Here is a 15,449-nt window from a genome sequence, read left to right as displayed (position 1 = left end):
CCCTTCCTTATAAGGAATATTGTTATCGTATAGACGTCTAAGCGTCTTGATTGCCAAATACTAGCATCGTGTTATAGTGGCGGCAACACGCGTATAACAAGCAGGCAGATAATAATGAGCAATAACGCACTGATTCCACAAAGTAAACTTCCCGCGCTTGGCACCACCATCTTTACGCAAATGAGCGCCCTGGCGCAGCAGCACCAGGCGATTAATCTGTCGCAAGGCTTCCCGGATTTCGACGGCCCGCGCTATTTGCAGGAGCGGCTGGCGTTTCATGTGGCGCAGGGGGCGAATCAGTACGCGCCGATGACCGGTGTGCAGGAGCTACGCGAAGCGATTGCCGATAAAACAGCCGAGCTGTACGGCCATAAACCGGACGTGAATACGGACATTACCGTTACCGCCGGGGCGACAGAAGCGCTGTACGCGGCGATCACCGCGCTGGTGCGCCAGGGTGATGAAGTTATCTGTTTTGATCCGAGCTACGACAGCTATGCGCCTGCGGTCGAGCTTTCCGGCGGGGTGCTGAAACGCATTGCGCTGCCACCGCCGCATTTTCGCGTCGACTGGCAGCAGTTTGCGGGGCTGCTCAGCGATCGCACGCGGCTGGTGATTTTGAACACGCCGCACAACCCGTCGGCGACGGTGTGGCAAAAGGCGGATTTCGCTGCCTTGTGGCAGGCGATTGCCGAACGCGAAATCTATGTGCTGAGCGATGAAGTCTACGAGCACATCTGTTTTGCCGAAGAGGGCCATGCCAGCGTGCTGGCGCATCCGCAACTGCGCGAGCGGGCGGTGGCGGTGTCGTCATTTGGCAAAACCTACCACATGACCGGCTGGAAAGTGGGCTACTGCGTAGCGCCTGCCGCCATCAGCGCGGAGCTGCGCAAGGTTCATCAGTATCTGACGTTCTCGGTGAATACTCCGGCGCAACTGGCGCTGGCGGATATGCTGCGCGCCGCGCCGGAACATTATCGTGAGCTACCGGAGTTTTACCGCGCGCGGCGCGATGTGCTGGTCAATGCGCTCAGCCGCAGCAAGCTGGAGATTCTGCCGTGTGAAGGCACCTACTTCCTGTTGGCGGATTACAGCGCGATTTCCGATCTGGATGATGTGAGTTTTTGCCAGTGGCTGACCAAAGAGGTGGGCGTGGCGGCGATCCCGCTGTCGGTGTTCTGCGCCGATCCTTTCCCGCACAAGCTGATTCGTCTGTGCTTCGCGAAACAGGAATCGACGCTGCTGGCGGCGGCAGAGCGACTGTGTAAGCTGTAACAGGTTAACGGCGGTGCTGCCTGCGCCGCCGTGACTGCTTTATTTCTCGCCCATAATCGTGTTCAGTTTTTCCGCGTCCGGCAAACCGACTTCCTGCTGCAACACATTGTCTTCATTCATGTAGTAAATGGCCGGCGTGGCGTTCGCACCGAGATCGTCCATAATTTTCTGGTTGATGTTGAGCTTTTTCATCATTTCCGGCGGTACGCTTTTCGGTAACGTCAGCGCCATTTTGCCGTTCGACTGCTCAAAGTCGTGCCAGCTTTTCGCCGGATCTTTTGCGCTCATAATCGCTGCCGCGGCCGCCGGGCTTTCCGGTTTGATCACGCCAACCAGCAACGTGCGGATCTGCACTTTGCCGGACTCCACCCACGGGCGCGCCTGCTGCCAGAACTGTTTGCAGTACGGGCAATACGGGTCGGCAAAAACGTACACCACGCGCGGTGCCTCTTTTTTGCCATCCAGCAGCCAGTCGGCTTTTTCCATCTGCTGCCACAGCGCACGGCCTGCCGGGGCGTAAATCTCTTTGGCGATCAGCTTTTCGCTCAGGTTGGTGCCTGCATCGTCGTACATGTAGCCGGAGATAGCGTGTTTGCCGTCCGGCGTGACATAAATGGTGACGCCCATTTCCTGATATTTACCGAGATAGCCTTTCATGCCGCCCGGTGCGTCAAAGGATTTGATAATGGTGATGCCTTGTTTTTCAATGGCTTTTACCGGCGCGGGCAGTTCTTCGGCGTGCAGAGTCAGCGGGAGCAGGGTCAGCATTAACAGGCGCTTGAGCATAAAAATCCTTATAAAAACAGTGGGAAAGAGCAAGGGTAGAGAAAACCTATCACAACCATCGGTAAGATCGCCGGGCAAGGCATTGTCCTCACGTGCCCGCAGTGGTGTAATCAACAACGCTTGATGACCAACAGGTTATGAGCGCAACGCAAAGCCAGCTTGCTGGCGCTGAAGTTACCCACGGGTATTTCAGGTATCGAGGCCACCCGTCGCGGTGGCCTTTTTACTTTTGGCAATTCAGCCGTTCACAAGGTTGCTCGTTGCGGGTTGTTAGCTAACACTTATTGATTTGATAAAGCAAACGCATTGGCTCAATCAATCGAAGTTCGTTAACTTACACCCCAACGAAAACACGGAGGAAGTATAGATGTCCTTAATTAATACCAAGATTAAACCTTTTAAAAACCAGGCGTTCAAAAACGGTGAGTTCATCGAAGTAACCGAGAAAGATACCGAAGGCCGCTGGAGCGTCTTCTTCTTCTACCCGGCTGACTTCACCTTCGTATGCCCGACTGAACTGGGCGACGTGGCTGACCACTACGAAGAGCTGCAGAAACTGGGCGTGGACGTTTACTCTGTTTCCACCGATACCCACTTCACCCACAAAGCGTGGCACAGCAGCTCCGAAACCATCGCGAAAATCAAATACGCGATGATCGGCGACCCGACTGGCGCCCTGACCCGTAACTTCGACAACATGCGTGAAGATGAAGGTCTGGCCGATCGCGCCACCTTCGTTGTTGACCCGCAGGGCATCATCCAGGCTATCGAAGTCACCGCTGAAGGCATCGGCCGCGACGCATCTGACCTGCTGCGTAAAATCAAAGCAGCACAGTACGTGGCTTCTCACCCAGGTGAAGTGTGCCCGGCGAAATGGAAAGAGGGTGAAGCGACGCTGGCTCCGTCCCTGGATCTGGTTGGTAAAATCTAAATTTCCTGTCGTCTTTCACGCCATAGCGGCGTTGGCGTCGCCTGCTCGCCCCGGTCACTTACTGGTGTAAGCTCCCGGGGGCGCTCAGGCTAGCCGCCTTGCTCTGGCGCGAAATACTGGGGAAATTATCTGGCAAACGGGTACTTTTGGGTGCCCGTTTTATTCAGCACCATGATGCAAGTTGCATTGATGCAGCCTTAAACAATTCGGCTTGCATGATGATGTTTTTAGGGAGAACGTTATGCTCGACACTACTATGAAAACCCAGCTCAAAGCCTATCTTGAGAAACTCACCAAACCTGTTGAGCTGATTGCTACGCTGGACGACAGCGCGAAATCGACAGAGATCAAAGAACTGCTGGGCGAAATCGCTGAACTGTCAGACAAGGTCTCCTTTAAAGAAGACAACAGCCTGGCGGTGCGTAAACCGTCGTTCCTGATTACCAACCCTGGCTCGCACAATGGCCCGCGTTTTGCCGGTTCGCCGCTGGGTCACGAATTTACTTCTCTGGTGCTGGCGCTGCTGTGGACCGGTGGTCATCCGTCAAAAGAGGCGCAGACTCTGCTGGAGCAGATTCGCGATCTCGACGGCGACTTTGAGTTTGAAACCTACTATTCGCTCTCCTGCCATAACTGCCCGGACGTGGTGCAGGCGCTGAACCTGATGGCGGTGCTGAACCCGCGTATCAAACATACGGCGATTGATGGCGGTACGTTCCAGAACGAAATCACCGATCGTAACGTGATGGGGGTGCCGGCCGTGTTCGTTAACGGCCAGGAGTTCGGCCAGGGGCGTATGACGCTGAGCGAAATTGTCGCCAAAATTGATACCGGTGCGGAAAAACGCGCGGCGGAAGAGCTGAACAAGCGTGACGCTTACGATGTGCTGATTGTCGGTTCCGGCCCGGCAGGTGCGGCGGCGGCGGTTTACTCAGCGCGTAAAGGCATTCGTACCGGCCTGATGGGCGAGCGTTTCGGCGGCCAGGTACTGGATACCGTGGATATTGAAAACTACATTTCTGTGCCGAAAACAGAAGGCCAGAAACTGGCGGGTGCGCTGAAAGCACACGTCTCGGATTACAACGTCGACGTGATTGACAGCCAGAGCGCCAGCAAACTGGTTCCGGCTGCGGTGGAAGGCGGTCTGCACCAGATTGAAACCGCGTCCGGCGCGGTACTGAAAGCGCGCAGCATTATCATTGCCACTGGCGCGAAATGGCGCAACATGAATGTGCCGGGCGAAGATCAATACCGCACCAAAGGTGTGACTTACTGCCCGCACTGCGACGGCCCGCTGTTTAAAGGCAAGCGCGTGGCGGTGATCGGCGGCGGTAACTCCGGAGTGGAAGCGGCTATCGATCTGGCGGGGATTGTCGAGCACGTAACATTGCTTGAATTCGCCCCGGAGATGAAAGCTGACCAGGTGTTGCAGGACAAAGTGCGCAGCCTGAAAAACGTCGACATTATTCTGAATGCGCAAACTACCGAAGTGAAAGGCGACGGCAGCAAAGTGACCGGTCTTGAGTACCGCGATCGTGTGAGCGGCGATGTTCACAGCGTGGCGCTGGCGGGGATTTTTGTGCAGATTGGTCTGCTGCCGAACACCACCTGGCTGGAAGGCGCGATTGAGCGCAACCGCATGGGCGAAATTATTATCGACGCGAAATGCGAAACCAGCGTGAAAGGCGTGTTTGCCGCCGGTGACTGCACCACGGTGCCGTACAAACAGATCATTATTGCCACGGGTGAAGGTGCCAAAGCCTCTCTGAGTTCCTTTGACTACCTTATCCGCACGAAAACTGCGTAAGCAAAAATAAGAAAGTAAACAATACCTGCAAATGTAAAGAGGCTACCGTTGGTAGCCTCTTTTTTTTACGCCTGCGCGTCTTTATCTCACCACCAGCACCGGAATGTGCGCGTGGCGCACGATATTCGCGGCGTTCGAGCCGAGCAGGTGGGTGGAGATGGACGGATTGCGCGAGGCAATCACCACCATATCAGCATTCAACTCTTCGGCTAACTCATTGACCACATCGCGCACGTTCCCTGAACGGACATGAACATGAATGCGTGAAGAATCAATGTGAAAGTGCGTGATCATGGTACTAAGGCGTGTTTGCGCTTCCTGATGCAGATGCTCTTCGAAACGGCGTATATCAGCGGCGAAACGGTGCAGACTCAGGCTGGCGGAGGCGGGTAAAACATGCAAAAGATGGATAACGCCTTCACTCTGAGCGAGAAATTCAGCGTGACGCACGGCTTTGTCGCTTAACTCCATTTCGAAAACATCGACCGGCATAATGATTGTCTGATACATAAACGTTTCTCCCTGTAGATTATGTCCTTCTGATTGAATCATAAACGGGAGGAATATTTTGCTGCCTGGATGGCAAATCTGAAGAATAAACGGGCGGGAACGGAAAGAGGATGCGGGCGCATCCTCTGCATAACAACGCAGGGCGGGGCTTAGCGCATGAAATCGCCTGCGGCTTCGGGCTGGTACAGCAGTTCGAGTACTTCAAGGTCGGTGCTGGTGCCGCCCGGCAGTTCCCAGTGAATGGTATCGCCAACGCGCAAACCCAGTAGCGCTGCGCCGACAGGCGCAAGCACCGAAAGCTGGCTGGCGCTGTCGGTCACATTCGCCGGATAAACCAGCGTGCGCACGCGCTCTTCACCGCTTTTCAGCTCACGAAATTTTACCGTGCTGTTCATTGTCACCACATCGTGTGGCATCGCTTCTGGCGCGCACATCTGGGCGCGATCCAACTCTTCATTTAGCGCATCCGCGACCGGCAGGTTAGCGTGAGCGGGCTGCTCAAGCAGACGGTCGAGGCGCTCGGCGTCTCGCTCATTAATGATAATGGCAGGTCTGGACATCTGGTACTCCATGTCAGGTGATTGATCCAAAGAAAAACCCTCGCCGACTGGCAGCGAGGGTTTGTCTAAAGGGGATGATACTGACACGGCAGCGCGCTGTGAAGTGATGCCGCGCACATTTGCCGGAATTATGATTTATCAGTAGCCCGCTTTATCAATCACGAAGCTGTTTCCGCAATTGCCGGGATGCGGTTGCGGCAGCAAAGAGGTGGCTGCGAGCGGTGCATTTATCGCCCCGGCTTTGATGGCGATCTGCATTTCCGTCAGCCACGCCGGGTTGCCGCTACAGGTCAGTTTCACCGCTTTTACGCTTTGATCGCCATACGCTTTCGCGACGGCGGCGTTGAATGCGTCACGGGTGACGGTTTTCCCGTAGTTTTCCGCCAGAAACTGGCCGAGCGCGCTCTGTTTGATTTCCGTGTCCAGGCGTACCATCGCGCCGAAATAGTCGTCCGGATCGAAGCCAAAACAGACGCCGTGCTTGGCATATTCATAACGCTCAAGGCAGGTGGTACTGCCCGCGCCCGGCATCACGGCGTTGAGTTTATTGGCGACTTCCAGCGACAAGCCGGTTTCCGCCGCGGCGCATTTCTGGCTGGCTTTCGCTTCCGGCATGTTTGGAATCGGACGCGTGGCGCAGCCGAAGCGCATCCAGCGGCGATCGTCGACGCCGCGCGCGGCGATGGATTTCGGCAGGCCAGGCCACAGACCATGCACGGTCAGATAATCGGCTTTGTTGGCGGGTTCTTTTTGCGGCCGGCACTCATCGGGCTCATTGCGACCTTGCGCGTGCAGGCTCTGGCAAAAACCGGTTTGCCAGGAGAGCGCCAGAACATAGCGGTCAAAGTCACCATACTGTGTGGGCTTGAGCGGTGCGGCATAAGCGACGGAGAACAGCGTTGCGACAAGGCTTGCGCAGGTGAAGAATCCCTTTATAAACATATCGGTTCCTGATGGATGTATCCGGGTAATTGCCATGCGTTATTAAACCATAAAAAAAGCGCCGGGCAGGCGCTTTTTCATAAATGGTATTTATAAATTAATGTACTGCGACACCCGGGACTAATACTTCGGTGGCGATGATCACCACAATCAGACCGACGATCACTGGTACCGAAGTCCGTTTTACCACTTCAAACGGGGATATGTTCGCCATCCCTGCCACGGCAACCACCACACCGGAAACCGGAGAGATGGTGCGACCAAGATTGGACGCCTGCAACATTGGAATCGACAGGTACGCCGGGTTGATACCGGATTCGTGCGCCAGTTTCGGGATCATCTCGACAAAGGCGTAGAACGGCGCGTTACCGGAACCGGTGGTCATTGCCGCCAGCATGGTCAGCGTGACTAGCACCAGCATCAAAATAATGCTCGCTGAACCGAACGAGGTGGCAATCGAAATCAGGCTCTGGATAAAGCCAATGGTGCTTAAGCCCTGGGCGAAAACCCCGGCGGCGACCAGCAACATCACCACACCAGCAAACGCGTCAGCCATACCGCGATAAGCTACTTCCAGCCCGGAAAAGACGTTTTGTGTATTGAAACCACGTAAAAATTCCAGCACGGCCGCCAGCAACATGCAAATCACCAGAATGGTGATGATATGCAGTTCCGGGCCCCATTTGCCGTCGAAAATCAGCACGCCGATAATCGGCGTAAACGGCAGAATGGCGTAGAAGGTGGGCGCGTTGGTGGTGATGTCTTTCACATCCAGCATTTCGCTGACGATATGCTCTTTTTTATCCAGGTAGCGCTGCCAGAAAAAGTGGGCAATCGCCATGGCAATAATCGCTGCGATAGAGATGGGCAGGGTGGTTTTAAACGCGAAGTCGATAAGCGGCATCTCTGCGGCTTTCGCGGCCAGCACTACGTCACCGGAGGTGGGCGAAAGAATGATTGCTGCCGGAGAAGCACAAATGGCTGCCGCCGCACCACGGCTGATACCGACGTTGACCATCACCGGGAACAGGGTTGCCATCAACAGCACGCCAAGGCCGGTTGCGGAAGAGACCGCCAGCGACATCAGGCAAGCGACAAAATAGGCGGCAATCATCAGCAGGTAAGGCGAGTTGATAAAGCGCAGCGGGCGCGAAGCCAGCTTCACCACCATGTCATTGGCGCCGATGTGGGTCATATAAGCGGCAAACCCGCATAGCATCATGATCATCATGCCGAGATCGCCACCACGACTCATCAGCAGGATTTTAATGTATTCGACAATATCGGTAGCGCTATAGCCAGTGCTGGTGGCGCTGCCTGGTAATATTTTGTGGCCCATCAGCGCGCTGACAATTAATAGCGCCAGACCGCCGACAAACAGCACGCCGGTGGCGGAGTAGCCTTTGATGATGTAGCGCGCCACGCCGACAATCACCACCACGCCTATCAGCAGTTCAATGAGTGTTAATAACATGTTGTTGGCCCCGGAGGTTGACCTGAATAAAAAGTAAGTAAAAAAACTGGCAACGCAATGTGCCGAATAATAGCCAGCGGGTAGATGATTAAAATCAACAAAGCGATGTGTTGAGCGAATAATCGCGTCAATTTGTTATCACCCCACTTAATTAATACTGCTTAAGTAATAATTGGGATTAATAGGAAATGATAAATTTGTTATTTAAAAGGTGCTGATAAGTTAATGAATTTAACGGTTTCGGTTGCGCTTTATTTCCGGGCGTAAATTAGTTAAAAAACGCTTTAAAATTAAAAATAATGCTGCTTATACTCGCCGTTACTTTCCTTTCACCCATGGCGACGTTATGCACGCAGGCTGGCTATACCGATTGCGCTTTATTAAGCGGCATCTGTTGATGCTGATTTTGGCGTTTGGTTGGCTGCTGATTCAAAGCCAGGTAGCAATTGCTTCGCATAACTGTGATTTAAGCGTGCAGGGTGAAAATGTGATGGTTCAGCATATGGACCATCGAATGGCGATGCCCGACAGTGCGCCGCAAATGGACATGATGAAAACGCCGCTGTGCGAAAAACATTGTGTGCCGGATCTGGCGCAAAAAGACACCGATCACGCTTCACTGGTGGCGCTGCCCGTTTCGCTGACGCTGGCGGTCGCGGAACCAGTTTGTGTCTCCGTTACGCATGACGGATGGTCGTTACCCCCTCCCGCGATAGGCCCGCCGGCAACGATTCGTTTTTGCCGGTTCCGTGAATAAAAACCTGTTAATGCATTGAATTTTATTAATTTCATTGTCTAACAGGAGTTTTATTATGCGTTCTTCTCTTCTTTGCATGCTCTCTGGCGTGCTGTTTTTCTCCCTTGCCGCTCACGCGGAAGATATGCCCGTAATGCACGGCATGCACGATATGTCTTCGCATGGTGCCATGCACGCACAAGCGCAGACCTATCAAAGCCAGGGCGTTATCAAGAAAATTACCCCCGATGCGATTTCTATTGCCCATCACGCTATTCCCGCGCTGAACTGGCCGCCAATGACCATGCAGTTTGCCCTGGCCAAAGGCAGCACGTTTGCACCGGTGAACGTGGGCGATAAGGTCGAGTTCAGCTTTGTGCAAAGCGAAAACGGTTATCAGCTCGTTTCATTAACGCCGCAACGCTAACCGGGGGCAACAATGAAACGTTACTCGCTGAGCCTGCGGCTCGGTGGGGTGTTGCTTGGACTGATGTGCTCCGCCGCGCAGGCGGAGTCACTGACGCTGACGCAAACCCTTGCCGCCGCTGAGCGCTATTCCGCCGAACTTTCCGCTAACCGCAACGAAGCGCAGGCGCTGGATGCGATGGCAGATTCTGCCCGCCAGTTACCCGACCCGAAGCTGAAATTCGGTATTGAAAACGTCCCGGTACAGGGCAACAACGATCGCCGTTTAACCCGCGAAGGGATGACGATGCAGCGGATCGGGATCATGCAGCAGTATGTCAGCGCCGAAAAACGCGATCGTAAAGCCGATACGTTGTTAGCTGAAGCGCAAAGTGTTAGCGCCAAATCTGCCGTCGTACGCGCCAATTTACAGCGCGACACCGCCCAGGCGTGGCTCGACTTAGCGCTTTCACAACAGGCGTTACAGACCGCGCGCAAACTGCTGGCAGAAACCGAACGCCAGCAGGGCGCTCAGCGCGCCAGCGTGGGAGCGGGCAATGCTGCACCTGACAGCGTGCTGGCTTTCCGGGTTGGCCTGAGTGCAATGCGCGACAAGCTCACGCTCGCCGAACGCGATGTGCACCTGGCGCAAACTCGCCTGGCGCAGTTGACTGGCGAGGATGTGAGTGCCGTTTCCGGCGAGCTTCCACGGTATCAACGTCTGCCTGCGGATGAAAAAACGCTGGAGCAGGGCATCGCGCAGCATCCGGACATTATCGCTGCGGCCAGTATGGCTAACAGCGCGAAAGCCCGTTCCGCCGAATCCGCCATTGCCGCTATTCCGGATGTCGAGGTGGAAGTGTGGTACGGACGCCGCGCCGAAGGGTATGAAGATATGGCTGGGGTGATGTTTACCGTCGATCTGCCGCTGTTCCAGTCGCACCGTCAGGATAAAGATCACGCCGCTGATGTTTCCCGCACTATGCAGGCTAACGACCAGTTGGCGCTGGCTGAGCGCGATCACGCCGCACAGCTGCATTCACTCATTGCTGAATATAACGCTGCGCAAACCCTGTGGATGCGCCAGCGTGACGAGGTGCTGCCGCTGGTTCGCCAGCGTGCCACGTTACTGGCGGCGCAATACCGTTCCGGGCAGTCGGATCTCTCCGCGTTACTGGAGGCCCGGCGTAATGTGCTCGATAGCGAACTGGCCGCGAACCAGGCCGAAAAAGAGATGGCGCAGAAATGGGCCGCAATCCGCTGGCTGATCCCGCAGGAGTTAAGGTAATGAAAAAAACGATTTTAGCCGTCGTGATTGCGGCTTGCCTGGCGGCGGGCGTTGGGTATTTCACCGGTCGCCAGCACAGTGCGCCTGCGGCTTCCGGCGAGCCGACGCCGCAACGAAAAGTGCTCTACTGGTACGATCCAATGGTGCCGGATCAGCGTTTTGACAAGCCGGGTAAATCCCCGTTTATGGATATGCCGTTGGTGCCACGTTATGCCGATGAAACACCTGCCAGCGGTGGCGTCAGCGTCAGTGCGCAACAGCAGCAAAACCTGGGGATGACCACGGCGAAAGTGGAAAAACGCGCGCTTGCTGACGCGTTTTCCGCCTTTGCCACGGTAACCACCGATGAGCGCAGCATTCAGAGCGTGCCGTCTCCGGCGGCGGGCGTGGTGGAAAAACTGTTTGTCCGCGCGCCGCAACAGTGGGTGAAAAAAGGCGAAGCGCTGGCGCAACTGTGGATCCCGCAATGGACAACGGCGCAGCAGGAGTATCTGGCGGTGCGCCAGTTGGGCGATGGTGAACTGACGCGTGCAGCCCGTGAGCGGCTGGCGTTGCAGTTTATGCCGGATGCCATTATTCGCGCGGTTGAGCGTAGCGGGAAACCGCAAACCCGGCTCACGCTGCGCGCCGATCGCGACGGCTATGTGGTGAAACTTGATTCCCGTGAAGGCGCGCAAGTTGCCGCTACGCAAGTTCTCTTTGAGCTGGCGAGCCTTGATCCTGTCTGGCTGGTGGTCGATTACCCGCAAAGCCAGGCGCAGGCACTTACTGCGGGTAGCGAAATCATTGCCACATCTGGCAGCTGGCCGGGCGAGCAGTTTCATGGCCGCGTCAGTGAGTTGTTGCCGCAGCTTGAAACCACCACCCGGACGCTGAAAGCCCGCATCGTGCTGGATAACCCGCAGCAAAAACTCAAACCCGGCATGTTCCTGACCGTCACGCAGCCTGCTTCGGCGCAGCAGCCTGACGTGCTGGCTATTCCGGAAGAGGCGCTGATTGAAACCGGTGCGGCAAGCCGCGTGTTACTGGCGACGGGGGACGGTCATTTCCAGGCGGTTAATGTCACCACCGGGCGTACGGCACAGGGCTGGACCGAAGTGCTGTCCGGGTTGCAAGAGGGCGATAACGTTGTGACGTCCGGCCAGTTCCTGATCGATTCGGAAGCGAGCCTGCGCAGTGCTCTGCCGCAGCAACAGACACCGCAGGCGGCGGTGAAGAACGTGCAGACTTACGAATCAACCGGGGTGGTGAAAGCGATTGAGGCGGGCAGCATCACGTTATCGCACCAGCCGATCCCGGCGCTGAACTGGGGCGCGATGACAATGGATTTCGTGCTTAAGCAGCCTGAACCCGCCATCAAAGTGGGCGATAAGGTGATGTTCAGCTTTACGCTCGATGACGAGCAGGGTGCTGTCATTACTCATCTGATGCCCACGCAGGAGACGATGAAATGATTGCTGCCGTGATTCGCGCCTCGCTGCGTAACCGCTTGTTAATTCTGCTGGCCGCGCTGGTGCTCACCGGCTGGGGGATTTGGTCAATCCAGCGCGCGCCGCTGGATGCTCTGCCGGATCTCTCCGATGTACAGGTGATTATTCGTGCCAGCTATCCGGGTAAAGCGCCGCAACTTATTGAAGATCAAGTGACTTATCCGTTGACTACCGCCATGCTTTCCGTGCCGGGGGCGAAAACGGTGCGCGGCTATTCGATGTTTGGCGATGCCTATGTCTATGTGCTCTTTGATGATGATACCGATCTCTACTGGGCGCGTTCTCGTGTGCTGGAGAACTTAAGCCAAATCCAGTCTTCATTGCCTGCGGGCGTGAACGTTGGGTTAGGGCCGGATGCAACCGGTGTGGGCTGGATTTATGAGTACGCGCTGGTGGATCGCAGCGGTAAACATAATCTGGCGGATTTGCGCGCGTTGCAGGACTGGACGCTGAAATTTGAACTTAAAACCGTGCCGAACGTTGCGGAAGTGGCAAGTGTTGGCGGTATGGTTCGGCAATATCAGGTTGTGCCGGATCCCGCGAAAATGCGGGCGCTGAATATTACCCATGAACAGATAGTCAGCGCTGTGCAGGCGGCGAACCAGGAGAGCGGCGGTGCGCTGCTGGAGATGGGAGAAGCCGAATTTATGGTGCGCACCACCGGTTACCTGCGGCAACTGGCAGATTTTCGCCAGATAGTCATTGCCAGCCGGGACGGTGTGCCGGTGATGCTTTCCGATGTGGCGACGGTGCGCCTTGGGCCGGAACTGCGCCGTGGCGTAGCGGAATATAATGGCGAAGGCGAAGTCGCGGGCGGCATTATCGTTATGCGTTATGGCAAAAACGCGCTCGATACCATTCATGCGGTGAAAGCGAAACTCAGTGAGGTGCAAAAAACGCTGCCCGACGGTGTGGCGATCGTGCCGGTCTACGATCGCTCGACGCTGATTGAGAGCGCGGTTGAAACGCTGACGCATAAATTGATTGAGGAATTTATCGTTGTTGCGCTGGTTTGCACGCTGTTCCTGTTCCATTTCCGTTCGGCATTAGTGGCAATTGTGTCACTGCCGCTGGGGATCCTCGGCGCGTTTATCGTCATGCATTACCAGGGCATCAACGCCAATATCATGTCTCTTGGCGGGATTGCGATTGCTATCGGCGCAATGGTGGATGCGGCCATTGTGATGATTGAGAACATGCACAAAGTGATGGAGCAGTGGCGGCACGATAACCCTGACCGCCAGCCGACCGGTGCGGATTACTGGCATTTTTCAGAACAGGCGGCAGTCGAAGTGGGACCTGCTCTGTTTTGCAGCCTGCTGATTATCACCTTGTCGTTTATTCCGGTATTTTCACTGGAAGCGCAGGAAGGGCGTATGTTCTCGCCGCTGGCGTTCACCAAGAGCTGGGCGATGGCAGTAGCAGCCGGGCTGGGTATCACGCTGGTGCCGGTGCTGATGGGCTTGTTTATTCGCGGCAAAATTCCTGATGAGAAAGCCAACCCCATTAACCGTTTCCTGATCCGCATGTATGAGCCGCTGCTGGATAAAGTGCTGGCGTGGCCGAAAGCGACGCTGGCGGTGGCACTGCTGTTGTTGCTGGCAACGTTATGGCCGTTGAGCCGGTTGGGCAGTGAGTTTATGCCGCCGCTTAACGAAGGCGATTTGCTGTATATGCCGTCGACGTTGCCGGGGATCTCTGCGCGCGAAGCCGGGCGTTTATTGCAGCAAACCGACCGGCTGATTAAAAGCGTGCCGGAAGTGGCGAGCGTATTTGGTAAGGCCGGCAGAGCGGAGAGTGCAACCGATCCCGCGCCGTTGACCATGGTGGAAACCACCATTCGCTTTAAGCCACGTGACCAGTGGCGAGCATGGATGACGCCGGAAAAACTGGTGGAGGAACTGGATAAAACGGTCAACGTACCGGGCATCGCCAATGTCTGGGTGCCACCTATCCGTAACCGCCTGGATATGCTGGCAACCGGGATTAAAAGCCCGGTGGGGATTAAGGTGAACGGCAATAATATTGCTGATATTGAACGTGTGGCGCAGCAAATCGAGCAGGTGGTGAAAACAGTGCCAGGCGTAACATCGGCACTGGCCGAGCGTCTGGCGGGGGGGCGCTACGTCGATATCAACATTAACCGGCAGCAAGCCGCGCGCTATGGTGTGTCGGTAAAAGAGTTGCAGTCGCTGGTCTCTACGCTGGTTGGTGGGGAAAATATTGGCGAAGTGCTGCAGGGGCGGGAGCGGTATCCTGTCAATGTACGTTACCCGCGAGAAATACGGGATAACGTCGATGATTTGCGTAAATTGCCGGTGATCACCGAAAATGGCAGCCAGATCGCGTTAGGTGAACTGGCGGATATCGTGGTGAAAGAGGGGCCGCCGATGCTGAAAAGCGAGAACGCGCGCCTCTCGAACTGGATATACGTTGACCTGCGCGGTCGCGATTTGAAATCGGCAGTGGATGAGATGCAGCAGCGGGTGGCACAGCAGGTGAAACTGCCGCAAGGGGTAACGCTTTCGTGGTCCGGACAGTTTGAATATCTGGAACGCGCCACGGCAAAATTGAAAATCGTTTTGCCGGTTACGCTAATGATTATCTTCGTCCTGCTATTTATTACCTTTAAGCGTATATCTGATGCCCTGTTAATAATGGGGACATTGCCATTCTCGTTGATTGGCGGTGTCTGGTTATTGTGGCTGCTGGGATATAATTTGTCAGTTGCGGGAGCCGTAGGCTTTATTGCTCTGGCCGGGGTGGCGGCGGAGTTCGGCGTTATTATGGTGCTCTATCTTAATCATGCACTTCAGAAATATCGCACACGTGAACCGGATGGGGGGAATAAGGTGTTGCTACAGGCGATCCATGAAGGTGCGGTACTCCGCGTGCGGCCAAAGGTAATGACGGTTGCGACGATTATGGCAGGGCTGCTTCCCATTATGTGGGGCGGTGGCAGCGGTTCGGAGGTGATGAGCCGTATCGCCGCTCCCATGATTGGCGGCATGATAACGGCACCCTTGCTGTCGATGTTGGTTATTCCGGCGGTTTATTTCTTACTGCATCGCAAACGTTAGTCGTTTTTTTGCGCCCCTGTGATGGGGCGCAGCTAACCCTATTCTATGTTAAGTGAGGTAAATACTGCGATTATTCCGTAGGTTTTTTCAGAATTAATCCGATCTCGTTAAGGAACTATTCAGATAACATGCCCAAGAATAAACGTCGTTGCGTAATATGGAATA

At 55.3% G+C, this 15,449-nt stretch carries 13 protein-coding genes; 8 read left to right on the top strand and 5 right to left on the bottom strand.

The window, feature by feature from the left end; genetic code table 11:
• Nucleotides 1-114: 114 nt before the first annotated feature.
• Nucleotides 115-1,275 (top strand): pyridoxal phosphate-dependent aminotransferase, encoded by a 1,161-nt coding sequence (locus M8Q36_RS23550; RefSeq protein WP_249882563.1) that lies wholly within the window; start codon nucleotides 115-117, stop codon nucleotides 1,273-1,275.
• A 39-nt stretch (nucleotides 1,276-1,314) separates the two neighbouring features.
• Here the strand turns inward: M8Q36_RS23550 and dsbG are convergent, their stop codons facing one another.
• Nucleotides 1,315-2,061: a thiol:disulfide interchange protein DsbG gene (gene dsbG / locus M8Q36_RS23545; protein WP_200551561.1), complete on the bottom strand. Its 747-nt coding sequence runs from the start codon at nucleotides 2,059-2,061 to the stop codon at nucleotides 1,315-1,317.
• Nucleotides 2,062-2,428: 367 nt separating this feature from the next.
• Between dsbG and ahpC the strand changes: the two genes are divergently transcribed.
• Together ahpC and ahpF are read left to right on the top strand one after the other, a co-directional pair.
• The gene (ahpC, locus tag M8Q36_RS23540) at nucleotides 2,429-2,992 is read left to right on the top strand and encodes an alkyl hydroperoxide reductase subunit C (protein ID WP_002894394.1); all 564 of its coding nucleotides are present in this window, start codon (nucleotides 2,429-2,431) and stop codon (nucleotides 2,990-2,992) included.
• A 241-nt stretch (nucleotides 2,993-3,233) separates the two neighbouring features.
• Entirely contained in the window at nucleotides 3,234-4,799 is a 1,566-nt protein-coding gene (gene ahpF, locus M8Q36_RS23535; RefSeq protein WP_249882562.1) for an alkyl hydroperoxide reductase subunit F, read from the top strand.
• A gap of 81 nt (nucleotides 4,800-4,880) precedes the next feature.
• Here ahpF and uspG read toward each other — a convergent pair whose 3' ends face one another.
• The 4 genes from uspG to dcuC all read right to left on the bottom strand — a co-directional run bounded on the left by uspG (nucleotide 4,881) and on the right by dcuC (nucleotide 8,285).
• Nucleotides 4,881-5,309 (bottom strand): universal stress protein UspG, encoded by a 429-nt coding sequence (gene uspG, locus M8Q36_RS23530; RefSeq protein WP_017455865.1) that lies wholly within the window; start codon nucleotides 5,307-5,309, stop codon nucleotides 4,881-4,883.
• 149 nt (nucleotides 5,310-5,458) lie between these two features.
• On the bottom strand, nucleotides 5,459-5,869 hold the full coding sequence (gene rnk / locus M8Q36_RS23525) for a nucleoside diphosphate kinase regulator (RefSeq protein WP_249882561.1): 411 nt from the start codon (nucleotides 5,867-5,869) through the stop codon (nucleotides 5,459-5,461).
• 138 nt (nucleotides 5,870-6,007) lie between these two features.
• Nucleotides 6,008-6,811: a ribonuclease I gene (gene rna / locus M8Q36_RS23520; protein ID WP_249882560.1), complete on the bottom strand. Its 804-nt coding sequence runs from the start codon at nucleotides 6,809-6,811 to the stop codon at nucleotides 6,008-6,010.
• A gap of 97 nt (nucleotides 6,812-6,908) precedes the next feature.
• A complete protein-coding gene (gene dcuC, locus M8Q36_RS23515) occupies nucleotides 6,909-8,285 on the bottom strand; it encodes an anaerobic C4-dicarboxylate transporter DcuC (RefSeq protein WP_097400594.1) in 1,377 nt (458 codons plus the stop codon).
• 346 nt (nucleotides 8,286-8,631) lie between these two features.
• Here dcuC and M8Q36_RS23510 point away from each other — a divergent pair, with 346 nt between their 5' ends.
• From M8Q36_RS23510 to M8Q36_RS23490, 5 genes are read left to right on the top strand one after another with little or no spacing between them, the layout of a single operon-like run.
• Complete coding sequence (locus tag M8Q36_RS23510) at nucleotides 8,632-9,042, top strand: DUF2946 domain-containing protein (RefSeq protein ID WP_249882559.1); 411 nt, start codon at nucleotides 8,632-8,634, stop codon at nucleotides 9,040-9,042.
• Between the two features lie 55 nt (nucleotides 9,043-9,097).
• Nucleotides 9,098-9,448, top strand: coding sequence for a copper-binding protein (locus M8Q36_RS23505; protein ID WP_249882558.1), 351 nt, complete (start codon nucleotides 9,098-9,100; stop codon nucleotides 9,446-9,448).
• Nucleotides 9,449-9,460: 12 nt separating this feature from the next.
• Nucleotides 9,461-10,714 carry a TolC family protein gene (locus M8Q36_RS23500; protein ID WP_249882557.1) on the top strand — a complete coding sequence of 418 codons (1,254 nt, stop codon included), beginning with the start codon at nucleotides 9,461-9,463 and terminating at the stop codon, nucleotides 10,712-10,714.
• Nucleotides 10,714-12,168 (top strand): efflux RND transporter periplasmic adaptor subunit, encoded by a 1,455-nt coding sequence (locus tag M8Q36_RS23495; protein ID WP_249882556.1) that lies wholly within the window; start codon nucleotides 10,714-10,716, stop codon nucleotides 12,166-12,168. The genes M8Q36_RS23500 and M8Q36_RS23495 overlap by 1 nt, the downstream gene beginning before the upstream one ends.
• The gene (locus M8Q36_RS23490) at nucleotides 12,165-15,284 is read left to right on the top strand and encodes an efflux RND transporter permease subunit (protein WP_249882555.1); all 3,120 of its coding nucleotides are present in this window, start codon (nucleotides 12,165-12,167) and stop codon (nucleotides 15,282-15,284) included. The genes M8Q36_RS23495 and M8Q36_RS23490 overlap by 4 nt, the downstream gene beginning before the upstream one ends.
• Nucleotides 15,285-15,449: the final 165 nt, after the last annotated feature.

The sequence above is a fragment of the Kosakonia sp. R1.Fl genome (assembly GCF_023516815.1).
Taxonomy (GTDB): Bacteria; Pseudomonadota; Gammaproteobacteria; order Enterobacterales; family Enterobacteriaceae; genus Kosakonia.
This window is presented reverse-complemented; position numbering and strand designations above follow the sequence as displayed.